Annotated in this window: 21 protein-coding genes, 2 pseudogenes and 1 other annotated feature; of the genes and pseudogenes, 18 read left to right on the top strand and 5 right to left on the bottom strand. The window is 31.5% G+C overall.

From position 1 onward, the window contains the following. Nucleotides 1-126: 126 nt before the first annotated feature. Nucleotides 127-663, bottom strand: a pseudogene (locus FYJ33_RS12670) (patatin-like phospholipase family protein); the annotation flags it as partial. Nucleotides 664-883: 220 nt separating this feature from the next. Between FYJ33_RS12670 and FYJ33_RS12665 the strand changes: the two are divergent. Together FYJ33_RS12665 and FYJ33_RS12660 are read left to right on the top strand one after the other, a co-directional pair. Then, nucleotides 884-2,648: pseudogene (locus FYJ33_RS12665) on the top strand (GH36-type glycosyl hydrolase domain-containing protein); the annotation flags it as partial. A gap of 116 nt (nucleotides 2,649-2,764) precedes the next feature. After that, on the top strand, nucleotides 2,765-3,526 hold the full coding sequence (locus FYJ33_RS12660) for a serpin family protein (protein WP_328598702.1): 762 nt from the start codon (nucleotides 2,765-2,767) through the stop codon (nucleotides 3,524-3,526). A gap of 18 nt (nucleotides 3,527-3,544) precedes the next feature. On the opposite strand, the gene FYJ33_RS12655 is transcribed toward FYJ33_RS12660, so the two are convergent. After that, nucleotides 3,545-4,132 (bottom strand): DNA-3-methyladenine glycosylase, encoded by a 588-nt coding sequence (locus FYJ33_RS12655; RefSeq protein WP_154532088.1) that lies wholly within the window; start codon nucleotides 4,130-4,132, stop codon nucleotides 3,545-3,547. 137 nt (nucleotides 4,133-4,269) lie between these two features. On the opposite strand from FYJ33_RS12655, the gene FYJ33_RS12650 reads away from it, so the two are divergent. Together FYJ33_RS12650 and FYJ33_RS12645 are read left to right on the top strand one after the other, a co-directional pair. Next, nucleotides 4,270-6,423, top strand: coding sequence for a YhgE/Pip domain-containing protein (locus tag FYJ33_RS12650; RefSeq protein ID WP_154532087.1), 2,154 nt, complete (start codon nucleotides 4,270-4,272; stop codon nucleotides 6,421-6,423). A gap of 74 nt (nucleotides 6,424-6,497) precedes the next feature. Further along, nucleotides 6,498-7,934 carry a catalase gene (locus tag FYJ33_RS12645; RefSeq protein ID WP_154532086.1) on the top strand — a complete coding sequence of 479 codons (1,437 nt, stop codon included), beginning with the start codon at nucleotides 6,498-6,500 and terminating at the stop codon, nucleotides 7,932-7,934. Nucleotides 7,935-8,016: 82 nt separating this feature from the next. Here FYJ33_RS12645 and FYJ33_RS12640 read toward each other — a convergent pair whose 3' ends face one another. Together FYJ33_RS12640 and FYJ33_RS12635 are read right to left on the bottom strand one after the other, a co-directional pair. After that, nucleotides 8,017-8,874 (bottom strand): DegV family protein, encoded by an 858-nt coding sequence (locus FYJ33_RS12640; RefSeq protein ID WP_154532085.1) that lies wholly within the window; start codon nucleotides 8,872-8,874, stop codon nucleotides 8,017-8,019. Nucleotides 8,875-8,983: 109 nt separating this feature from the next. Then, a complete protein-coding gene (locus FYJ33_RS12635; protein WP_154532084.1) occupies nucleotides 8,984-9,655 on the bottom strand; it encodes a helix-turn-helix domain-containing protein in 672 nt (223 codons plus the stop codon). A 186-nt stretch (nucleotides 9,656-9,841) separates the two neighbouring features. On the opposite strand from FYJ33_RS12635, the gene FYJ33_RS12630 reads away from it, so the two are divergent. The 14 genes from FYJ33_RS12630 (at nucleotide 9,842) to FYJ33_RS16885 (ending at nucleotide 23,853) form a co-directional block, all read left to right on the top strand. Next, complete coding sequence (locus FYJ33_RS12630; RefSeq protein WP_154532083.1) at nucleotides 9,842-10,063, top strand: hypothetical protein; 222 nt, start codon at nucleotides 9,842-9,844, stop codon at nucleotides 10,061-10,063. Then, a complete protein-coding gene (locus tag FYJ33_RS12625; protein WP_154532082.1) occupies nucleotides 10,048-10,302 on the top strand; it encodes an aldose epimerase family protein in 255 nt (84 codons plus the stop codon). Before FYJ33_RS12630 ends, FYJ33_RS12625 begins: the two co-directional genes overlap by 16 nt. Next, nucleotides 10,293-10,616: an aldose epimerase family protein gene (locus FYJ33_RS12620; RefSeq protein WP_328598701.1), complete on the top strand. Its 324-nt coding sequence runs from the start codon at nucleotides 10,293-10,295 to the stop codon at nucleotides 10,614-10,616. Before FYJ33_RS12625 ends, FYJ33_RS12620 begins: the two co-directional genes overlap by 10 nt. 222 nt (nucleotides 10,617-10,838) lie before the next feature. After that, a complete protein-coding gene (locus tag FYJ33_RS12615; RefSeq protein WP_154532080.1) occupies nucleotides 10,839-11,456 on the top strand; it encodes a YczE/YyaS/YitT family protein in 618 nt (205 codons plus the stop codon). A gap of 153 nt (nucleotides 11,457-11,609) precedes the next feature. Further along, nucleotides 11,610-13,274: a ribonuclease J gene (locus FYJ33_RS12610; RefSeq protein ID WP_154532079.1), complete on the top strand. Its 1,665-nt coding sequence runs from the start codon at nucleotides 11,610-11,612 to the stop codon at nucleotides 13,272-13,274. A 115-nt stretch (nucleotides 13,275-13,389) separates the two neighbouring features. Further along, a complete protein-coding gene (locus FYJ33_RS12605) occupies nucleotides 13,390-13,545 on the top strand; it encodes a zinc-ribbon domain-containing protein (RefSeq protein ID WP_154532078.1) in 156 nt (51 codons plus the stop codon). A 183-nt stretch (nucleotides 13,546-13,728) separates the two neighbouring features. Continuing rightward, nucleotides 13,729-13,990, top strand: a binding site (T-box leader). A 57-nt stretch (nucleotides 13,991-14,047) separates the two neighbouring features. Then, nucleotides 14,048-14,527, top strand: a complete 480-nt coding sequence (locus FYJ33_RS12600; RefSeq protein ID WP_154532077.1) for an Lrp/AsnC family transcriptional regulator — start codon at nucleotides 14,048-14,050, stop codon at nucleotides 14,525-14,527. After that, entirely contained in the window at nucleotides 14,527-15,693 is a 1,167-nt protein-coding gene (locus FYJ33_RS12595) for an aminotransferase class I/II-fold pyridoxal phosphate-dependent enzyme (RefSeq protein ID WP_154532076.1), read from the top strand. The genes FYJ33_RS12600 and FYJ33_RS12595 overlap by 1 nt, the downstream gene beginning before the upstream one ends. 241 nt (nucleotides 15,694-15,934) lie before the next feature. After that, a complete protein-coding gene (locus tag FYJ33_RS12590; protein WP_154532075.1) occupies nucleotides 15,935-16,090 on the top strand; it encodes a hypothetical protein in 156 nt (51 codons plus the stop codon). Then, a complete protein-coding gene (locus FYJ33_RS12585; RefSeq protein ID WP_154532074.1) occupies nucleotides 16,077-16,298 on the top strand; it encodes a hypothetical protein in 222 nt (73 codons plus the stop codon). Before FYJ33_RS12590 ends, FYJ33_RS12585 begins: the two co-directional genes overlap by 14 nt. Then, on the top strand, nucleotides 16,295-17,356 hold the full coding sequence (locus tag FYJ33_RS12580) for an Fn3-like domain-containing protein (protein ID WP_154532073.1): 1,062 nt from the start codon (nucleotides 16,295-16,297) through the stop codon (nucleotides 17,354-17,356). Before FYJ33_RS12585 ends, FYJ33_RS12580 begins: the two co-directional genes overlap by 4 nt. Further along, nucleotides 17,302-18,663 (top strand): hypothetical protein, encoded by a 1,362-nt coding sequence (locus tag FYJ33_RS12575; protein WP_154532072.1) that lies wholly within the window; start codon nucleotides 17,302-17,304, stop codon nucleotides 18,661-18,663. Before FYJ33_RS12580 ends, FYJ33_RS12575 begins: the two co-directional genes overlap by 55 nt. A gap of 20 nt (nucleotides 18,664-18,683) precedes the next feature. Beyond that, entirely contained in the window at nucleotides 18,684-18,824 is a 141-nt protein-coding gene (locus FYJ33_RS12570) for an LPXTG cell wall anchor domain-containing protein (protein WP_328598700.1), read from the top strand. Between the two features lie 361 nt (nucleotides 18,825-19,185). Further along, on the top strand, nucleotides 19,186-23,853 hold the full coding sequence (locus FYJ33_RS16885) for a S8 family serine peptidase (protein ID WP_154532070.1): 4,668 nt from the start codon (nucleotides 19,186-19,188) through the stop codon (nucleotides 23,851-23,853). 56 nt (nucleotides 23,854-23,909) lie between these two features. Here the strand turns inward: FYJ33_RS16885 and FYJ33_RS12560 are convergent, their stop codons facing one another. Further along, the gene (locus FYJ33_RS12560; protein ID WP_154532069.1) at nucleotides 23,910-24,629 is read right to left on the bottom strand and encodes an HAD family hydrolase; all 720 of its coding nucleotides are present in this window, start codon (nucleotides 24,627-24,629) and stop codon (nucleotides 23,910-23,912) included. Nucleotides 24,630-24,703: the final 74 nt, after the last annotated feature.

Here is a 24,703-nt window from a genome sequence, read left to right as displayed (position 1 = left end):
GCATTTTCTTTAAATTCCTTATCATACTGTTTACTCATTTCAATTCCTCCAATTCATCATATCTTCATTATAACTCTTTTTGAGAAATATCCACTTTTAACTTGTACTATTTATATTCTAGCTCCATATCAGATGCTTTTTATTGCCGTCTATAATTGCTTTTTTTATAGGAATAGGATCTGATATTCCGCCATCAAAATAGAATTTGTTATTTATTTTTATTGGAGGAAATACAAGCGGTATTGCACATGTTGCTCTAAGTATTGTGCATTTGTCATCAAGCTTGTTGCCGTCGAGATATTCAGGTTTACCAGTCTCTGCATTTGTTACACCAACGATTACTTTTCCCTTATAGCTGTTATAAGTATTATGGTCAAATACACATAAAGAGTTTGGAAGTTCTTCAAAAACAAAGTCTAGACCAAACATACTCCTACATTTGAAATAATTTCTAAAGCTTAGATACCTTTTATCATTTCTGTATTTCTGAAGTATTTCTAGATTACGTCCTTTCTGTCTCGAAATATATGATATCCCATTTGTTATTCCTGCAGATACGCCTATGCAGTATGGAAATATTATGTCATTATCAAGTAGTGCATCCATAATACCTGCACTGAATATTGGTCTGAATGTTCCACCTTCTAAAACTAAACTACTCATTGCTAATCCTCCAGATTTTGATAAAAAGTATTTTGTATATCGAACTAATATTTAAATTATAATACTATTTATATATAATGACAAATATTTAAAATAATTTTTATGCAAACATTTAATTGAAATTTATTCCAAAAACATATCATAATAAAGTTGTGAGTGTATTGATTTCAAATATGGGGGGATTTTTGGATTCAAAATATAAGATAGAAGAGAGTCAAATATGAAATTTGGTTATTTTGATGATGTAAATCGTGAATATGTAATCAACACACCTAAAACACCTTACACTTGGATTAATTACCTTGGAAATGAAGACTTTTTTGGTCTGATATCTAATACAAGTGGAGGATATTGTTTCTACAAAGATGCAAAGCTTAGAAGAATAACAAGATATAGGTACAATAATGTTCTAGTAGATGATGGAGGAAGATACTTCTACATTTACGATAATGGTGATGTATGGTCTCACACTTGGAAACCAGTAAAAAAAGAATTATCATTTTACGAATGTAGACATGGATTGGGATATTCTAAGTTCGCTGGTGAAAGAAATAATATAAGAGTAGATCAGTTGTCTTTTGTACCACTAGAATTTAATGGTGAAGTACATCAGATAACTATTAAAAATACAGGAGATAATGATAAAGTTGTTCTCTTTTGTTGAGTTCTGCTTATGGAATGCAAGTGATGATAGTGAGAACTTCCAGAGAAACTTTAGTACTGGTGAAGTCGAAGTTGAAGGATCAGTAATCTATCATAAGACAGAGTATAAGGAAAGAAGAAATCACTATGCTTTCTATTCTGTAAACTCTAAGATTGATGGATTTGATACTGACAGAGATTTGTTTGTAGGATTATATAATGGATTTAGTGAACCACAGGCTGTTCTTAATGGACAAGCTACAAACTCTGTTGCAAGTGGATGGGTTCCAATAGCTTCGCATCAAATTAACATTGATTTAAAGCCAGGAGAAGAAAAAACTCTTATTTTTATACTTGGATATGTTGAAAATAAGCAGGAAGAAAAATGGGAAAGCAAGGGTGTAATTAATAAGACTAAAGCTAAAGATATGATTAATAAGTTTAAGACAGAAGCAGATGTATCAAAAGCTTTTGAAGAATTAAAATCATACTGGGATAAGCTTCTTAACAATTACACATTAAAGAGCGATGATGAAAAACTTAATAGAATGGTCAACATATGGAATCCATATCAATGTATGATTACATTTAACATGTCAAGAAGTGCTTCATACTTTGAATCAGGAATTGGCAGAGGTATGGGCTTTAGAGATTCTAACCAGGATTTACTTGGATTTGTTCATCAGATACCTGAAAGAGCAAGACAGAGAATAATTGATATTGCATCAACTCAGTTTGAAGATGGTGGATGTTATCATCAGTACCAGACATTGACTAATAAGGGTAACAATGACATAGGAAGCGGCTTTAATGATGATCCATTATGGCTCATCTTGGGAGTTACAGCATACATCAAAGAATCCGGAGATGAAGATATATTAAAGGAACAGGTTCCATTTGATAGTGATGTAAATAACACTGCAACTTTAATGCATCATTTAAAAGTTTCATTTGATCATGTAATTAACAACAGAGGGCCTCATGGATTACCATTAATAGGACATGCAGACTGGAATGACTGTTTGAACTTAAACTGTTTCTCAACTACTCCAGGAGAACCTTTTCAGACAACTGAAAATAAAGAAGGCGGCAATGCTGAAAAGGATATTGATTCAGTAAAAGAAAAACTTGATACTAAATATGGTATCAGATTAAACTGGCCAGCATTTACAACTTATCATGTTGAAATGGGGGGAATCTCAACTTATCCAGCAGGATACAAGGAAAATACCGGTATATTCTGTCACAACAATCCTTGGATAGCATGTGCTGAAACAGTTATTGGACGTGGAGACAGAGCATTTGAAATTTACAAGAAGATTGCTCCAGCTTATATTGAAGAAGAATACAACGTTAAGAGAAATTATAAAGGCTGCGAATATGATGTGACAGTCAAGAATCCTAACGGCGTAAGCAGAGGAGTTAAACTCAGAAAAATAAAAATTATTATGATAGTAACATATATGAAACTAATTTTGAAGAAAAAGATGCAGCAAAAGATATAAATAAATGGGTAAGTAAAAATACTAATAATAAGATAAAGGAAATTGTAAAGAATACTGATAAGAGTGATATAATGCTGCTTATAAATACATTGTATTTTAATAAGAAGTGGCAGGAACCTTATGAAAAGAGTGAAATCACAAGTGGTAGATTTAGTAATAATGATGGAACAACATCAAAAGCTGAATTTATGCATTCTAGTGAAAGTGCGTATGTTAATGATTCAATGGCTGAAGGTTTTATAAAGAGTTATGAAGGTGGTAAGATAAGCTTTGTTTGTATGCTCCCTAAAAAAGATGTAAGCATAGAGAAGTATTTATCATCACTTACAGGCAATAGTTTTTTAAAGTTCATGAAAAGCAGAGAAAACATTGATGTAGTAGCATCTATGCCACAAATAAAATATGAATATTCTATTAGTCTGAATGATCCATTAAATAAAATAGGGCTTATAGATGCATTTGATTCTGGTAAAGCGGAATTTACAAAGATGTCGGATAATAAACTATGTATTTCTGAAGTATTACAGAAGACATATATTAATATAGGACAAAATGGTACTGAAGCTGCAGCTGCTACTGCAGTAACAATGAAAGAAACAGCCCCAGCTATCCAGAAAGAACATAAAACTATTACTCTTGACAGACCCTTTGTTTTTGCAATAGTTGATAATGATACAAATATTCCACTTTTTATGGGATCAGTTGTTCATATATAAAGTAAAATTTAAAATATGCTAATATGTAAATCTCCATAGAAAATCTGCTGCCTCTTCAGCATAATCTATGCCAATTCTTTTAGATTTTACTATTTTATCTTCTGGGATGTCTTCGCCATTCTCAAGATAAATATTAGGACTTGTTATCAAGTCCTCTTTGTTATTTTCCCTTGTTATGTTCATGGCAATGCAGAGCTTTCCTGGACCGTTGCATAAGTTTTTTAACTGAGTCTTTGTTATTTCATGAAGATTTTTTTTATATCTTCTTCTACACATTACATCCTGTCCTTCAAGAGGAGTTACTGCTCTTATGAGAACTCCTTCTGCCTCATTTTCTTTTCCTGATATTATATTAAAACAGTTATACATTCCATATATAAAATATACATAAATTATACCACTAGGACCATATAGAGGCTCTGTACGTTCTGTTCTTCTGTTGCCATAAGCATGGCTTGCTTTATCAATAGCACCGATGTAAGCTTCAGTTTCACATATTATTCCTTTTGTGATAACACCACTGTCATTTCTAACTAATACTTTTCCTAAAAGCTTCTTAGATAGAGTAAGTGCATCAGTATCATAAAAATCTTTGAGTAATCTCAATGTAATCACCTCTGATAAATATTTTATCATAATGTACAAAAGATAATACGGGTAATTTATAGCGGTATAAATTTTTTAAAATGCATATACTAACGTTAATAACAATTTAAGAAGGAAAAGATAATAAGGAGTTACAAATGAGAAATATACTTAGAATATTTAAAGACGATTTAGTTTCAATTAAAAATCATAAATCAGCGCTGGTTGTAGCGATTGCACTATGTATACTGCCTTCGCTTTATGCCTGGTTCAATATTAAGGCTTCATGGAATCCATATTCATCAGAGGCTACAAGCGGCATTAAGGTTGCTGTGACTAATGATGATAAAGGTACAACGCTTAAGGATAAAAACATAAATATAGGAGAAAAGGTAATTGATAAGCTTAAAGCTAATAAGTCATTGGGATGGCAGTTTGTCGATAAAGAGACTGCTGATAAAAACTTAAAAGAAGGAAGATATTACGCGTCTATAGAAATACCTGAAGATTTTTCGCAGAATATTACATCAATAGTTAATGGAAAGATTAAAAAAGGTAAGTTGATTTATAAAGTAAACGAAAAAATTAATGCAATTGCACCCAAACTTACTGATAAAGGTGCTACAACATTGCAGCAGAGTATCAGTGAAACTATAACAAGCACTATTGGTGATGTTATCTTTACTGTTACTAATGAAGCAGGAATAACTATTGAAAATTCTTTACCGCAGTTAGAGATAATTTATAATAAGCTTCTTGATTTACAAAGTCATTTTGGAGATATAAATAATTTGGCTGCAACAGCAGATACAAGTGCAGATAAGCTATATTCGCTGCTTACAGATGCTAAAGATGCAATTCCTAAAATAGAAAATATAATTGACACTAGTATTTCCATTGGAGAGGAAGGCAAGAATCTTATTAATAATTCAAAAGATTCAGTTAACAACATAGCTTCTACAGTAAAAAAGGATTTGAATCTGGCAAATGATATTGCTTCACAGATATCTAGTGTTAGTGACAAAATAATAAATGGCTTAGATTCAAATCTTGACAATGCATCTGCTATGATTGATTCATTAAAAACTAAAGCTGAAAATCTTAAAGCTGTAAATAATTCATTAATAAATGTACTACAGAAAATTAATAATTCTGCATCATCTGATAAATTACAAAATCAGATTAATAAACTTAATACTGTTTCAGAAAAACTAAATGCACTTACTGCATTACTAGATGAAGCAAAAACACAAATTACAAGTGGAAATATACCAACAGTTGAGCTGTTAGCTAAGATAAAAACTATAGCAGATGATATTAGTAGTATTATTACAAGTGCTAATAGTAAATATGAAAGTGATATAAATCCTGTAATCAAGGGCATTATTTCAAAAGGTACCGATATAGCACAAAATACAGAGGATATTCTAAAGGATACAAAAGCAAAAATTCCTGAGGTAAGTGGACTTTTAGAGACTGCGCTTAAGGTTACATCAAGTGGAAAAGGGAAGATTGCAGAAGTGAAATCTGTTCTTCCACAAGCTGAAAATAAGATAAATGAGATAATAGGCAGGATACAGGAAATTAAAGATAAATCAGATATCTTAGATATAATAAATATACTAAAGAGTAATGCTGATGAAAGAAGCAGCTTTTTAGCAGATCCGGTGGAGATTGAGGAAACAAGAATATTTCCAATGGCTAATTATGGTACAGCAATGACACCTTTTTATACAGTGTTATCATTATGGGTTGGTCTTCTACTTCTGACATCAATATTTTCAACTGATATAAAAAGAGAAAATGATTATAGAGCATATGAAAAATACTTTGGGAAAATGATGCTGTTTATGCTTATAGCTGTTATTCAGGCTATAATAGTTTCAGTTGGGGACTTGTTAATTTTAAGGATTACAGCATTTAATCCTGTACTTTTTGTTGTAGTAAGTATATTTGCATCAATAGTTTTTGTTTTTATAGTGTATTCGCTTGTATCTGTATTAGGTAATGTAGGAAAGGTTATAGGAATCATTCTGCTTGTGTTGCAGGTAGCTGGCTCTGGTGGAACATTCCCTATCCAGCTTACTCCACATTTTTTTCAGGTCATATATGCTTACCTTCCATTCACATATGCAATTTCTTTTGCCAGGGAAGCAATAGGAGGAGTAGTAATGAGTGTACTAATGCGAGATATTATAATCTTATTAGTATACATAGTAATATTCGTTGTATTATCTTTGCTATTAAAGAAGAAAATTAATGAGATAATGAAAGATTTCAGTGAGGATTTTGAAAGAAGCGGGCTTGAATAGTAATCTTTGTGCATTATAATTTCATAATTATCATATAATTGTTGTAGGTAATATGATTATATTATGGAGGAACTATGAGTGATGATGAAAAGCTAACAAATAATGTAGGCAATCCTATTGATGACGATGAAAATACATTAACAGTGGGTAATAATGGCCCCGCGTTATTAAATGATTCTTATCTTTTAGATAAGCTGGCAAGTTTTGATAGAGAAAGAATACCCGAAAGAGTAGTGCATGCTAAAGGCAGTGGTGCTAAGGGGTATTTTGAATTAACAAAGTGTATGAAAAAATATACAAAGGCTAAACTTTTTACAGAAGTAGGGGAAAAGACTCCTGTAATCGTAAGATTTTCAACAGTTATAGGATTTAGAGGGTCAGCTGATACCGCAAGAGATCCAAGAGGATTTGCCACAAAGTTTTATACTAAAGAGGGGAATCTGGATATAGTGGGAAATCATATTCCTATATTTTTTATAAGGGATTCAAAAAAGTTCCCAGATCTTATCCATGCATTTAAGCCATCACCATGCAATAATGTTCCAGATAAGAATAGATTTTGGGACTTTGTTGCTAATAATCCCGAAACAACAAATATGATTACATTTGTATTTACAGATTTGGGAACTATAAAAAGCTTTAGAACTATCGAAGGATTTAGCGTTAATACATTTGTATGGGTTAATGAAGAGGGAAAGAGAGTGTTTATTAAATATCACTGGATGCCTGAGCTTGGTGTAAAGACTATTGATCGGCATGAAGCAGAGATGTTGGCAGGAATAGACCCTGATGTGGCAGTAAAAGATTTGTATAACTGCATTAAAAAAGGCGGTAAAGTAATTTATTATCTTGAGGTTCAGATAATTGATGAATGTGATATAAATAAATTCGATTTTAATCCTCTTGATGCAACTAAAGATTGGCCAAAGGAACTTATACCCTTCGTAAGAATTGGTAAAATGACATTAAATGAAAATCCTAAAAATTTCTTTGGTGAAATAGAACAGTTGGCATTCAGCCCTGCTAATCTTATTCCAGGGACAGAGTTTTCAAATGATAAACTGCTTCAGGGAAGAGGATTTTCATATAAAGATACTCAAAGACATAGAATAGGTCCTAATTTTGAGCAGCTTCCAGTTAACAGGCCCTTAGCAGACGTTAATAATAATACTCAAGATGGACCTATGAGATATCATTATAAAGGTGGCTACACAAATTACAAGAATAACAGTTTAAACTGCAATAAACCTAAGGTACATTATAAGGGTAATGAATATAACATTAGATTAAATGCAATTATAGAGAAAGAGTCTATAGATAAAGCTGATGATTTTAAACAGGCAGGTCAGCGTATACGAAAATTAAACAGAAAAGATTATTGTAATCTTATTGATAATATGGCTAACGATATGTGGTGTGTGGATAAAAAGATTCAATTAAAAGTTATTGATAATTTCTGTAAGGCTGACAAGGAATTTGCAGATAAACTGAAAGAAAGATTAAAAATATAGATTATAAAATATATACATTAACTTGAAAAGAGCATATCATGTCTTCAGATATGCTCTTTTGTAATTTAGTAATAAAGAATTTTTAATATTCATAATAAGGGAATATTATTATTCCTAATAGTTTAGGACCTGAATGTATTCCTGCTACTGGTGAAAGTATTACATTATGAAGAGAAACTAGGTTTTCATTGTCTTTTATAGCATCCTGAAGCTTTTGAACTTCATCGTACATGTTGCCAGTAGCAATAACAACTCTGCATTTAAATCTTGAAAGTGATTCCTCAGCAAGTTTTACAAGTTTGTGAAATGACTGTTTAGATCCTCTTACTTTAGTAACAGTTGTATATTTACCATCAACATTATCCATCGTAATTATAGGCTTTAAGTTAAGCATTTCACCAATTCCACCAGCGACTTTGCCTATCCTTCCTCCTTTTATTAGATATGATAATGTTTCAACAGAGAAATATAAATCTGTATTTTCTCTTATTTCAACAATCTTATTGCAGATATAGTCAAAATCTTTGCCAGCTTGAAGCATTCTACCAGCTTCAACTATTAAAGCACCAGAACCCATTGAGATACTCTTACTATCAAAAACGAAGGAGTTTATTTTATCTTCATACTGTGAAGCTGCAAGTCTGAAACTATTTATTGTTCCAGAAAGACCAGAAGATATTGTAACAACAATCGCGTGAGTATATCCTTCAGCTATCAATTTTTCATAAAGATTACATACATCTGATACAGAAGGCATAGAAGTTGTTGGTACCTCCTTGTCAAGTCTGTCATATACTTCTTTGGCTGTTATAGTAACGCCTTCAATGTATTCTTTATCTTGATAGATTACTTTAAGGTTTACTAAGTTGATGTTAAATTTATTTATATATTCTTTAGGTATTCCGCCTGTACTATCTGTAATTAAAGCTATTTTTTCCATAAAAACACCCCTTATGCTACAAAGCAATAAATTAACAATTTTAATATATACATAATATCATGGAGTTAACTAAAATGCAATACGTAGTTATGAAAACTATGTGTTGTTATTAGAAATAATTTTTGTTCCTATATTCGGTAGGAGAAAGTCCAACAAATGATTTAAAAGTTTTTGTAAAATGGCTCTGATCATAGAAACCTAAGATCACTGATAATTCGAGCATACTTTTATTTGTAGTAATCAGTAGCTTCTTCGCTCTGTCTATTTTTATCTTTTTAGCATACTTCATAAGGGAAATGCCCATGTTTTTTTTAAAACAACTGCAAGCATATCCTTCAGAAATATTTAGATCATGAGCTATTCTTTCCACTGATACATGTTCTTCTATATGAAGATGAAGATATTGAAGCATTTTATTTATCATAAAATTCTCTGTTACCTCCATATCATTTATAAGAACATTTAGATAAGAACTTACGAGCTGTATTTCAGTATTTTGCAATTGTTCAAGTTTTGAACAGTTAAGAATCATATTATAGAACTTATTATAAATTGTGTGAAGATAGCTTTTTGAAATTCCTTTATTAATTACTTCTCTACAGTAGATGGCATTCCATATAAGGAGATCATTCTTTTTTGTAGAAATATCTATTTTATCTTGAGCCTCATAAAAATGCTTTTTTTCTAAGGCTTCAAGTATATGTTTAAGATCGTTAGTTTCAATAAAGAAAGTCATGCTATTATTAAATAAATTTTCGTCTGATTTAAAAACATCATACATATTATTACACTTCCTTTATTAAAGTATATCAAAGAATACTTGAAAAATATATAACGGGTTATTAAGTATTAATTTATATGCTTTCAAACATTAATTATATGTTTTTGTATACTATATTTATGGTGAGACAGCTAAAGGTATGATAAACTGTATGTGTAAACGTTAATTATGCTGTGGGTGATAAATTTGAGATTTAGTAAAAGGGAGTTATTTGAGCTGGGGGGTAAAAAAGTAGTTGCATATGCTTGTGAAAATAACAATGGATATTCCATTGAAATATTAAACCTTGGCTGTACAATGACCAAAATTATGGCACCAGATAGAGAGGGTAATATTGAAAATATTCTTCTTGCATGTAAAGATATGAAGACATATGTAAAAATCCATCATATATGGGTGCTCTTCTAGGAAGAACAGCTGGCAGAATTTGTGAAGGGAAAATAACCATTGAAGGTGTAGATTATGATTTGGCATTAAACTATGAACTTCATAGTGGACAAGGTGGAGAGAAGGGTTTTAACAGAAAGATATGGGATGTAAATGTAGTTGAAGATGAGAAAAGCATTTCGCTGGTATGTACGGCAGTTAGTCCAGATGGCGATGAGAATTACCCAGGAAATTTGAAAGTAGAAGTTATATTTACTTAAAGATTGGTAACGGATATGATCATTTATGGAATTTAAATAAGAAGAAAGACTATTATGTGTATATAAAAGATGAGGAGTCAGGAAGAAGTATGAAGATAGCTACTACACAAAAACATGTCGTAATCTATTCTATGAATTATGCTAATGGACCTATTTTATATGATGGACAACCGGAGAGAGTAAGATATGGCATATGTTTTGAAACTCAAAAGCCTCCGATTGGAAGGAATCAGGTATTCTTAGAAGAATCCATTTTAAGACCTGGTGAAAAGTATTATCACGTAACAGAATATAAATTTGATATAGTTAAGTAATAATATTTGGAGTGTTTAAAAAGTCTTGGTATAAACGGTTGTAAGCTGTTTATATTAAGACTTTATTCTTAGTAATAAGGCTAATTTTATTTTGAAGAATACTAATATAAATTAAGGATAAAGAAATCATAGAAACGGATTCAACTAGATATTGTCTATTTTAACATATATAAATATGTGTTAGAATAACATGGTGATTAAAAATAAGTAAAGGTGGATTTTATGAAAAGAGAAAAAACAGTCAGGTCATTATTTTTTTTAGTGGGATTAGTTATTCAGACACTAGGAATATCACTAACTCTTATTTCTAATTTCGGCGCAGGGGGATGGGATCTTGTTAATGTAGGTCTGAGTAGTCATTTTGGATTAACCATTGGGACATGGCTTAATATAGTGGCCGTTATTCTTATAACTGTATCAGGTATTATGAATAAAAGATTCCCACAGTATACTTGTATAATTACATGTTTTGTTCAAGGTATTTTTATTGATATGTGGATGGCTGTACTTCCGAAAATGCATGGGGATGTTTTTTTAAATAAATTTTTAGTATTTATGGTTGGTATAATAGTAATTTCAATAGGGGTGTCTATATACATATTAGCAAAATTTCCAGTAGGATCACTGGATCATTTTATGTTGTCGATACAGGAATTTTTCCATATACCAGTTGGAGCTGCAAAGATGCTTATGGAAGGATTGGGAGTTGTACTTGCCCTTCTTTTGGGACAGAAAATAGGGATTGGAACAGTGATTGTTATTTTCTGTATAGGGCCTATAATTCAGGTAATGTTAAAGTATACAACAAGATTATACGACAATTTAATAAAGCAAGATTAGTGAATTTTACTTCATACATAAAGTAAGTGTTTATTAATAATAATGCTGTCAAGACGTTTTAAAATGTGTTGGCAGCATTATTTTTTTGAATTAAAACTTTATATATTACGCAAAATAAAATAAATAACATGCATAAAAGAGGAGTGAAATTTCTTGTCAAAAGTTAATAGCATTAAAGTAATACCTTTAGGTGGACTTGATGAAATAGGAAAAAATATAACAGCATTTGAATATAATAATGAAATAATAGTTGTTGATTGTGGTGCAGCATTTCCAGATACAGATATGTATGGAGTAGATCTAATTATACCTGATATATCATATCTTCTTACCAATTCTAAAAAAGTTAAAGGTATCTTTCTGACCCATGGACATGAAGATCATATTGGAGCTCTTCCGTATATTTTAAAACAGCTGAATGTACCTATATATGGAACATCACTAACTATTGGGCTTGTTAAGGCAAAACTTATTGAACATGATATGTTAAATGATTGTACACTGAATATAGTTGAGGACGGAGAAATTGTGGATATAGGTAAAATAAAAGTTGAATTTATACGAGCCACACATAGTATAGCAGGGGCATGTTCACTTGCAATACATACACCACTTGGTATAATTCTTCATACTGGCGATTTTAAAATTGATTATACACCTATAGATGGACGTATTATGGATCTACAGAGAATTGGAGAATTAGGCAAAGAAGGAATCCTTCTTTTAATGGCTGACAGTACTAATGTTGAAAGGAAAGGACACACAATTTCTGAGAAATCTATTGGTGAGACTTTTATGCGGATTTTTAATAATGTTAAAGGGAGAATTATAGTTGCAACATTTGCATCTAATATTCACAGGATGCAGCAGATAATTGATGCATCTGTTAATTATGGCAGAAAAATAGTTTTCAGTGGCAGGAGCATGGAGAGAATATCAGAAGTGGCAAAAGATCTTGGATATCTGCATATTCCTGATGGTTTTACTGTATCACTTGATGATATTGATAAATATGAAAATAATAAGATTACTATAATTACAACAGGAAGTCAGGGTGAGCCTATGGCCGCACTTGCAAGGATAGCCTTTTCAACTCATAGAAAGATTAAAGTTGAAAAGAATGATATGTATATAATTTCGGCTTCACCTATACCTGGTAATGGCAAGATGGTTTCTAAGGTAATAAATGAACTATTTAAACAAGGTGCTAATGTAATATATGAAGATTTGGAAGATGTTCATGTTTCAGGTCATGCATATAGGGAAGAATTAAAGCTTATACATACTCTTGCTCGTGAAAAGTATTTTGTACCAGTACATGGTGAATATAGGCATTTGAAACACCATAAAGATTTGGCTAAATCTTTGGGGATTGATGGAAACAACATCTTTATTCTTCAGACAGGGGATGTATTTAAAATTACCGAGGATGGTGCAAAAAAGGAACAGAGAATACGTACTGGTAATGTTTATGTTGATGGTATTGGAGTGGGGGATGTTGGAAATATTGTGCTTCGTGACAGAAGAAACCTTGCTCAAGATGGAATGATAACAATAGTTGTTGCCATTGAAACAGATTCACATGAAATAATGGCAGGTCCAGATATAATAACAAGAGGATTTGTATATGCAAAAGAATCAGAAGAACTTATACAGGAAATTAAGGATATAAGCTCTGAGCAGGTAGAATCATGTCTAAATAAGAATATATACGAGTGGTATGTGATAAAAGCTAATATCAAGCAGTCTGTTGAAAGACTTATATATGAAAAGACGAAAAGAAGACCTAGCATTTTCCCTGTTATTATGGAAATATAACATATAAGAATATGATAATAGTATTAAGAAAAATAATGGTATTATGAATATATTTTTGTTAATGTGTAATAATACTTAATGTTAGTTATTGTTTTAACAATAGGAGGAATATAAAATGCCAGATAAAACTATAGTATGTAAAGACTGTGGAGAAGAGTTTGTTTTTACAGAAGGCGAACAGGAATTCTATAAGGAAAAAGGATTCGAAAATGATCCTGTTAGATGCGCAAAGTGTAGAAAGGCTAGAAAGCAGGAAAGAAATAGACAATAAGTGTGAAAGACAGTTGTATTTTGATGATACGGCTGTTTTTTACTATATAAGTACTAAAGATAAAATATTTTACCTTGATAATAAACAAAATCTATGTGAAATCGAATGAAAATTAATAAATATATTGTAAACAAGTTGCTATATTAGTATAATGTTATTAAAGAATATAAAAAATATATATTATAAATGATAATGATGGGAAATAGTACAGGATATGAATTTTTTTAGAGAGCTGAAGGTTGGTGTGAATTCAGTAAATGAAGTTTCTTGGAAGCAGTCCCTGAATCGCATGTTGAGAACTGAGAATTTTTTATGATTCTTAATGTAGATAATGACGTTGTCCTCACGTTACAGAGGAACTGTTTTTTCTTATGGATTTAAACAGAACAGAGTAAGCAGATTACTGCTTATTAGGGTGGTACCACGGAAAGCCTTCGTCCCTTCGGATGAGGTTTTCTTTTTTTATATTATTTATTTTGATTAATAATTTGGAGGTATTGTTATGGATGAGATTCTTGAAATTCTTGAAAAGAACAGCAGATATACAGACGTTGAAATAGCTTCAATGTCAGGAAAAACAGTTGAGGAAGTAAGGGATGCTATAAGAGATTATGAAGAAAGAAGTATAATTGCAGGATATACAACGCTAATTAACTGGGAAAATACAGGTAAAGAAACTGTAACAGCACTTATTGAAGTAAAAGTAACTCCGCAGAGAGGTGAAGGGTTTGACAAGGTTGCAGAAAGAATATATAAATTTTCTCAGGTTAAGGCATGCTATCTTATGTCTGGAGGATTTGATCTTTCAGTAATAGTTGAAGGTAAAACAATGAAGGAAGTAGCTCTTTTTGTATCAGAAAAGCTTGCAGTTCAGCAGTATGTTTTAAGTACAGCAACTCATTTTGTTTTGAAGAAATATAAAGATCATGGAACAATATTTAAAGCTCCACAGATTGATGACAGGGAGGCTGTATTTATATAATGAATGTGGAAGATTTAATTTTAGATAAAGTAAAGAAAATAAAACCATCTGGAATTAGAAAGTATTTTGATCTTGTAAATGAGATGGATGATGTCATCTCACTTGGTGTTGGAGAGCCTGATTTTGTTACACCTTGGAATGTAAGAGAGGCTGGTATATATTCTCTTGAACAGGGACATACACACTATTCGTCAAATGCAGGGTTTTTAGAACTGCGTCACGAGATTGCAAAGTATCTGAATAGAAGATTAAACCTTCAGTACAATCCAGATAATCAAATTCTTGTAACAGTTGGTGGTAGTGAAGGAATTGATTTAGCAATAAGAGCAGTTGCTGGTCCTGGTGATGAGGTTATAGTTCCAGAACCAAGTTTCGTTGCATATCAGGGATGTGCTGCATTTGCAGGAGCTACTGCAAAGGTCATAAATTTAAAAGAAGAAGATAATTTCAAGCTTACAGCAAAAGCTCTTGAAGAAGTAATAACTGATAAGACTAAAGTGGTGATAATTCCATTTCCTAATAATCCAACAGGAGCAATTATGACTAGAGATGAACTGAGACCTATAGTAGATGTGTTGAAGGACAAAAATATTATTGTTATATCGGATGAGATTTATGCAGAACTATCATATGGAGAAAGACATGTATCAATAGCAAGTTTTCCTGAAATAAAGGACAAGACTATTGTAATTAATGGATTTTCAAAAGCATATGCAATGACTGGCTGGAGATTGGGATATGCCTGTGGTAATGAAAAGCTTATAAGTCAGATGAAAAAGATACATCAGTATACGATAATGTGTTCACCTACAACTGCTCAGTATGCAGCTATAGAAGCCATGAGAAATTCAGACAGTGATGTGGAAGAAATGGTTAAAGAGTATAATCGTAGAAGAAGAGTACTTGTTGATGGATTTAGAAAAATAGGTTTTGACTGTTTTGAACCTTTGGGTGCATTTTACGTTTTTCCTTGTATAAAAAAGACTGGATTAAGTTCGGATGAATTCTGTGAAAAACTCTTAAAACAAGAAAGAGTTCTTGCAATACCTGGTAATGCATTTGGAAAATGCGGAGAAGGATATATTAGAGCTTGTTACGCTTCGTCTATGGAGAATATACTTGAAGCATTAAAAAGAATAGAGAGGTTTGTTAATACGGATATTTAATTCTTAAAGAAGTGTGTATTTCTATATGAATACACACTTTTTTGTCGTATATATACAAAAATAAAAAAATAAATAAAAAATGAAATGAAATTTTTACAATAATTGATATTATAGATAACAAATACTATATTTATATGTAAGAGTAAAAAACTTTACTACAGTTAATTGTATTGGGAATGATTGTATTGGGGGATAGAACACTTTATGTGTCTATATAAATAAATTTTTTAGGGGGTTATATATGAAAAACAAAATGTGCAGAGCTTTATCTGTAGCTGTTAGTGTAGCACTTGCTTCAACATTAATATCATCAGTAAAGCCTTATGAGGGGAAAGCAAAAGAGAAAAAGACTCAATTGAATCTTAAAGAAGAGTTACTTTCAAATGACAACAGCTAAAGAACTTACCCAAATTACAAATGTATGGAAAAATCTTAAGTATAAAGGGGAAGGGCTTGTTGCTGCAGTTATAGATACAGGTGTAGATTATACACATAAAGATTTTAAAGCGCCTAGTGATAAGTCAAAGCTTAAAATTAAGAAAAAGGATTATGATGTAGGAAAGAAGACTTTAAAGGTAAAGATGTTAAAGGAAAAGTTGCATTGATTAATCCATTAAAGCTTCCATTTAGAGATATGCAGAATAACGCTCAAAAAGCAGGTGCTGTTGCCGCTGTAGTATATCATCCATATCAGGATTCATATATGCATATGGCATCAGATAGTACTCTTAAGATTCCAGCTTTATTTATAGGAAAAACTGATGGAGAAGCTCTTTTACATGCTAAAAATCCAACTATAGAATTTGGACATAGGGTAGCTGCAACTCCGAACCCTAATGCAGAGAAGATGTCAGACTATACTTCATGGGGACCAACTCCTAGTCTTGATTTTGCACCAGAAGTAACTGCACCAGGTGGAAATATATATTCAACAGCTAACAATAATGGCTATCAGAATATGAGTGGTACTTCAATGGCTGCACCTCATACAACAGGCGCTGCTGCACTTGTTGTACAAGCTTCAAAAGATAAAAAGCTAGGTCTTTCAGGAAAGGATCTTGTGAGATACGCTAAAAATTCTCTTATAAATACTACTAAAATTATGTATGATAAGGAAAAAACAAATGGAAAACTTCCATATTCACCTAGAAGACAAGGTTCTGGACTTATTCAGGTTGAAGATGCAATAAAAAATAATGTACTTGCATTAGCAAACGATGGACAAGCTACAGTGTCATTAAAAGAAATTGGACAAAATACAACATTTGATATTACTCTTAATAATTATGGCGATAAGGCTGAAACATATGAACTTCAAAATCCGGGAGAAGTCCTTACTTCATATGTTCCAAAGAGTATTATTGATATAGGTATGAGTTATGATAAAATCTTAAAAGGTGCTAATCTTAAGTTTAATGAAAAGGAAGTTACAGTACCAGCTAAGGGTTCCAAGAAGGTAACAGTCACATTAAATATAGACGATAATGCAGAAAAAGAAAATTATGCAGAAGGATATATTAAATTTAAAAATAAAGGTGAAGATCCATCTCTAGTTGTACCATTTATGAGCTACTATGGAAGCTGGTCTAAAGAAAAGATTGTAGTCCAATGGTTTGGGAAAAGGAAAGTGACAATTATGTTATCCCATCATATGCCTCAGTAAAGATTGAAGGTCAAAATTCTGCTTTAGCTGGAGTTGATGGAATAGATAAATATGGATATGCAAAAATTAATAAGGATAAAATAGCAATATCCCCTAATGGAGATGGGTATTATGATGAATTAATACCATCATTATATTTATTCAGAAGTGCAAAGAGTATGTCTGTAGATATACTTGATTTTGATAACTTCGCAACAAATACAAATTATTCAAAGAAGGATATTAAGGTAACAGGAAGAGTATCTGCTAAAACTAAGACTCTTAAAATTACAGGAAATGATGTTGAAATTAAAGATGATAGATCATTTGAAGCAGATGTAAAATTAAATGAAGGTGTAAATATAGTCACTGTATATGCAGCAGATAAAGATGGTAATGAGCTTGCTAATTATGGAGTTAAGATATTCTGTGATGTAACAGCGCCAGTAATAACATTAACATCTCCTTTAGTCAATGGTGGAGTTATAAATGCTTCTTCACATAAACTAGAGCTTAAGGGAACTGTAAGTGATAACTTCCAAGGATATGAATTCAGAATTAATGGAGAAGAAGTTATAAAATATGAAAATGATGCTAAGTTTGGACCTAAAGTTAATACTAAAGAGTTCACGAAAGAATTAAATGTAAATGATGGTGATATAATAACACTTAAAGCTGTAGATTTATTCGGAAATGAAACTGTTAATAAATATACTGTAAAGATTAATCCAAGCCTTGGTGTAAGTGTAGACAATGTAACAGATGGTGGATATTATAATAAAGATGTTACACCAAACGTAAAATATAATGCTGACTTATATGATGTGACTATAACAGTTAATGGACAGCCATATGAGAATGGACAAACTATAACAGCAGAAGGAAGTTATACTTTAGCAGTAAAATCAGTACTAAAGGGAGAAGATAAACCTCAAGGTATTCAGGAATATAAATTTACAATTGATAAAACTGCGCCTGTAGTTAAAATTAATGGTATGGAAAATGGAAAAGCATATAATAAGGATGTACTTCCAAAGATTGAGGTAGAAGAAGGAGCAGTAGTAACTTCAATTACTCTTGATGGAAAAGCTTATGATGGAAGCGCTATTATTATAGTAGGTAAGCATGTATTAGAGGTTACAGCTGTTGATTTAGCTGGTAATATTAGTGAGAAGATAGTAGTATTCAATATAAGTGCACCTAAGCCAGAAGATCCTAATAAGAATCCTGGAAACAGTCAGGATAAACCTAACCCTGGAAATAACCAGAGTAAACCTGGTACAGGTAATACTTCATCATCAATCAGTGATAATTCAAAAAACCTGTAAATGTTAATAATACTAATGGAATTAATAATAAAGTAGCAAATGCTAATATTCCTAAGACAGGATCTATGGTTAATGCTACAAGTATACTATTAGCATCAATTATGTTAATTGTAGCAGGAGTAGCTATAATTAATGATAAAAAGAAAAAGGCGAGTAAGTAGTACTTTAATTAATATTATTATTCCTCTATATAGTTCATATAAGACTGTATGTAGCATATTTTGCTATATACAGTCTTTTTTATGCGCATATTTTTATGTTGAACATTTAAGGCTGATAGAATAATAAAATGGCATTAAAACAATCTTCATTATTTTAATAAGTTAAAATAAAGATAAATTTATTCGTAAAAATCCATAAAATACATTGACTATTTTAAAAAATAATAATATAGTATTTATATGATATTATTGAATAGATTAACAAAAATTACATTTTATTCAATTATTTTTGTTTGTTTTTATTTGGGGGAATAGAACACTTTTAGTGTCTATAATATATAACAAAATAAGGGGGACTATTATGAAGTCAAAATTATGTAAGGCTACGTCTGCATTGGTTAGTGTTGTTTTTGCATCTTCTTTAACTGCATCAGTTACTAAACCATATCAGGCAAGTGCAAATGAGCAAAAATTAGTATCTGATTTAAAATCAAAGCTTTTACAGAAGAAAAATGCTGAAATGAAAGTAGGGGATACTCTTGCAGGACATAAGAAGGTTAAAATTGATGAGGAAAATAAACGTACCAGCAATAACCCAGAGGAAACTGTAAGAGTAATTGTCGAATTAAATGCAGATTCAGCATCAGAAAAAGCTGGAGATGCATCAAAGGCTACAAAGTCAATGATTAACAGCACAATAGCTGGACAAGCTAGTATTAAACAACAGGTAGAGAAAATTGCTAATAATAAGGTTAAGAATACTTATGGAAACCTGATTAATGGTTTCTCTATCAATGTTAAGAGAAAAGATATAGAAAAGATAAAGAAATTAAAAGGTGTTGAAAATGTTACTGAAGCAAGAGTATTCTATCCAACTATGACAACAGCAAAAGATTTAACACAAGTTAAGGATGTTTGGAAGAATAAAAAGTATAAAGGTGAAGGTCTTGTTGCAGCAATAATTGATACTGGTATCGATTATACACATAAAGATATGAAAGCACCAGCTGATAGTTCAAAGTTAAAGATAAAAGAGAATACTTATAATGATGGTGGTAAGTATTTCACTAATAAAGTACCATATGGATACAATTTTGCTGATAAAAATAATCAAGTTATTGATAAATCAGGAAGTATGCATGGTATGCATGTTGCAGGTATTGTTGCTGCTGATGGTAGTCAGGAAGAGGTTAATAATGGAGAAGCAATACAAGGGGTAGCACCAGAAGCACAGCTTTTAGCTATGAAGGTTTTCTCTAATGATCCGAATAATTCGGGTGCTTTTTCTGATGATATTGTGGCTGCAATAGAAAAGTCAGTTGAACTTAAGGCAGATGTCATCAATATGAGTCTTGGTTCTACAGCAGGTTTTGTTGATAGTGACGATCCAGAGCAAAAAGCAATTAAAGAAGCTGCGGATGCAGGAGTTATTTGCGTAGTTTCAGCAGGTAATGAATCATACTCAACAAACCCATATGTTCTTGATAATCAGAAAGATACTGCTACAGTAGGTTCTCCTGGACTTGCAACAGAGGCTATTGAGGTTGCAAGTTCTGAAAATACTAATGTACATCTTAATGCACTTACAGCAACTGTAAATGGTAAAATAAAGAACTTTGGGTATACACAGAGTTCTGTGGATCCTAGGGATAAATTCTCTGCTGGTCAGAAACTTGAGATAGTTAACTGTGGTTATGGAGATGTTTCTGATTTTGCTGGTAAAGATTTAAAAGGAAAGGTTGCTCTAATACAGAGAGGTAAGTTAAATTTTACAGTAAAACAGGATAATGCACAAGCAGCAGGGGCTGCAGCTGTTATTGTTTATAATAATCAAGGTAATAGCTATATAAATATGGCATCAAACGCATCATTGGAAATACCTGCTTTATTCATAGCACAGAGTGATGGTGAAGCGCTTTTATCTGATAAAAAAGCTACTATTGAATTTAATGGCAAGACTGTTGTTACAGCAAATGTTGCTTCTCAGCAAATGTCTGATTTTACATCATGGGGACCTGCTCCAGATCTTCAGTTTGCACCTGAAGTAACAGCTCCTGGTGGAAATATATTTTCAACAGTAAATGATAATAGATATGCAAGCATGAGTGGTACATCAATGGCTGCACCTCATACAACAGGTGTAACAGCATTAGCTGTACAAGCTGTCAAAGAAAAAAATCTTGGACTTACAGGAAAAGATCTTGTTAGTTATGTAAAGAATTCACTTATTAATACAGCTAAGATTCTTTATGATAAAGAAGGTTCAGATGGAACTGTTCCATATTCTCCAAGAAGACAAGGAGCTGGTCTTGTTCAAGCAGAAGATGCAATAAATAATACAGTACTTGCAACTGCTGATGATGGACAGGCAACAGTTTCATTAAAAGAAGTTGGAGAAAAAACAGAATTTAATATAACTCTTAAAAATTATGGAGATAAAGATCAAACTTATTCTATGAAGACTCCAGGTGGAGTTCTTACTTCAAAGGTACCAGAAGACGGTATGTCTGTAAGTGTAATGAATTGCGATACTGTATTGAATGGAGCAAAAGTGACATTTGATAAAGACAAGGTAACAGTTCCAGCTAAGAGTAATGTTACTGTTAAGGCTACATTAAAGATTGATAGCAAAACTAAGAAGGGCAACTATGCAGAAGGTTATATTCAATTTAAGAATGAAACAAGCGCTCCGTCATTAGTTGTGCCTTATATGGGATTCTATGGTGACTGGTCAGCTGAAAAAATTATAAGCCCTATGACATGGGAAAAAGAAAGCAATGATTATCTTATACCATCAATTGCAGTAGTTCCATATAACGGATCATATAATTATGCTGGTTTTGATGGAAGAGACGAAAATGGAGTAAAAATAAATCCTAATAAAATAGCTATATCACCAAATAATGATGGTAAAAATGATAAATTAGTGCCTGAATTATATATGTGGAGAAACGCAAAGAATATGAGCGTAGACATTTTAGATAAAGATAATAAGGTAATCGCTGAAAATGTTGCTAAAGTAGATAATGTAAGAAAGCAATTACTTTCTAAGTCTACATCACCAGCAATAAAAAATAACTTATCTTGGGATGGTACAGCATACAATGCTGAAAACGGAAAGAAAGAACCAGTTAAAGATGGACAGTATTATATGAAGATTAAATCAAAGGTTATGACTGATGGAAAAGAGCAGGATACAGTTGTACCAGTTAAAGTTGATGCTACAGCACCAAAAATAACTTTAACATCTGCTCAGCAGACTAATTCAACATCTTATAAGCTTACATTTACAATAGATGAAGCAACTTCAGGGTTACAAGCTTATCTTGCTTCAGTAAATGGAAAAACTGTTAAGACTAAAACAACTGATAATGTACATTATACTGCCGATGTGACTTTAGATGAAGATAATGATAATGAAATAGAAATAGCAGCACTAGATAATGCGGAAAATATATCAGATGAATCATTTACAGTATCAACAAAGGTTGATAAAACTCCAGTATTATTCAGCAATGTTCAGCCTTCACAAGAATATACTGAAAAAAATGTTACATTTGAAGGAAGAGTAACTAATAATGTTCAAGTTTTAAGAATAGCAAATAAAGATGTTAAAATTAATGATAATAAGACATTCTCAGTAAATGTAACTTTAAATGAAGGCGTAAATACTATTCCAGTATATGCAGCTGATAAGAATGGAAAAGAATTAATGAATTATGGACTTAAAGTATTTTGTGATACTACAGCTCCAGTAATAACTTTAGATAGTGCTTTAGTAAGTAATGGGGTAATAAATGCAGCTTCTCATAAGGTAACATTAAAAGGAAAAGTATCAGATAATGTTTTTGGATATAAATTCTATATTAATGAACAACAAATTTTGTCATCATTTAATGAAGGTAAGTTTGGACCACAATATAATGAAAAGGAATTTACAAAAGAACTTACAGTTAATGACGGTGATATAGTATCATTAAAGGCTATTGATGAGTTAGACAATAAAGTTGAACAGAAATATACAGTTAAAATTAATCCGGGTCTAGGTGTAAAAATCAGTGCAGTTGCTGATGGCGGATTATATAACAAAGATGTTACACCTGTTGTAGAGTATAATGAAAAGGAATATGATGTTACTATGACATTAAATGGAGCTCCTTATACTAAAGGACAGGCAATAACAGAGCAGGGAGATTATACCCTTGTTGTTAATTCAGCTTTAAAAGGTGAGAAATCTCCAGTTGGAAGTCAGACATTCAAGTTTACAATAGATAAGACTGCACCAATAATTAAGGTTGAAGGTGTTGAAAATGGTAAGCTTTATAACAAAGATGTAACACCAGTTATTACTGTTGAACAAGGCGCTACAGTTACAGAAATGACATTAGATGGAAAAGAATATGATAAGGCTGTAGTTTCTACTGACGGAGTTCATAAACTAGTAGTAAAAGCAGTAGATAAAGCAGGAAATGAAACTAAATATGAAGCAGAATTTACTTTAGATAAAACAGCACCAGAAATAACAGTTGAAGGTGTTCAGGATGGATTCAAGTATGAAAATGAAGTAAAAGCTGTAGTTAAGGCTAATGAAAAAACTAGTGAACTTACAGTTACATTGGATGGAAAAGCTTATGATGGAAGTGTTATTAATACAGATGGAAAACATGAATTAAAAGTAACAGCAGTAGATTTAGCAGGAAATAAGACTGAGAAAACAGTAGTATTTACAGTTGAGATGCCAAAGCCAGCAAATCAGAAACCAGATCCAAGTAAAAAACCAGGAAATAATCAAGGTAAAGCTGGCTCAGGTATAGTAACAACAAACGATGATAATACAGGAAATGGCAAGGTAACTATTGCAGGCAAAACAAATGATACAAAGAATGTAAGTGCACCTACAACAGTTTCTACTTCTAAAATGCCAAAGACAGGTTCAATTGTAAATGCTTTAAGCATTACAATCGTAGCATTAATTATGATTGTAGCAGGTGTTGCTGTTGTATTTACAAAAAGAAAGAGAAGACTATAATTAAATAGATTAATATAAAAAACAGGTACAGAAAGAGTTCTGTGCCTGTTTTTTTGTTAAAGAAGATTTAATTTCTTCATTCCGTCATATAGATTACCTGACATTATAGAATAAGTGCTTTTTAATTCACCATCTATATATGGAGATAGATTTGAATCTATATAAATTGAATCCATGTTCACACTGCATGCACCTTCAATATCACAGATATAATCATTACCAATCATAACTGATTCCTCAGTATTAACATGTAATTTATTTATGAGAACATTAAAAAACTGCTTGTCCGGTTTACATACATTATAATCACTTGATATAAAAATATCATCAAAATATTTTGTGATATCAAGCATCATCATTTCGTAAAATGTAAAAATCCTTTGCGCATTAGATAAAAGATAGACATTTTTGCCCTTGGATTTTAATTCTTTTAACAGTTCAATAGTTTTAGGGTATAATTTTACGTATTTTATAGAAAGAGTTCTAAAAAATTGTGCTGTATCTTTTATGGTGTCTTTGGAAACGATAACATTCTTATCGGTATAAAGTTCTTCAAAAATATTTTCAATAGGAAAGTCTGGATATTTAGTATTTGTTATTTTGTTCTTAGCTGCAGTAGTTTTTTTAATATACATCTTCTCTAAGGTAGTAGCAGTATAATCAGCACCTTTGAAGTTGAAAAATAAAGCCAGATTTGTCCAAAGAAAGTCTGTTGATTCATCAGTATGTATATCTACTAATGTTCCATAAAGATCAAAAATATAATTTTTATACATTGTATAATCCCTCTCAAATTAAAATAAAGTTTATATGATAATAACTAAAAAAGTATCTGTGTATCTATTTTGCT

Origin of the sequence: Inconstantimicrobium porci (assembly GCF_009696465.1) — a bacterium.
GTDB lineage: Bacteria > Bacillota > Clostridia > Clostridiales > Clostridiaceae > Inconstantimicrobium > Inconstantimicrobium porci.
Note: the sequence above shows the minus strand (reverse complement) of the source record. Positions and strands in the feature narration are given on the sequence as shown.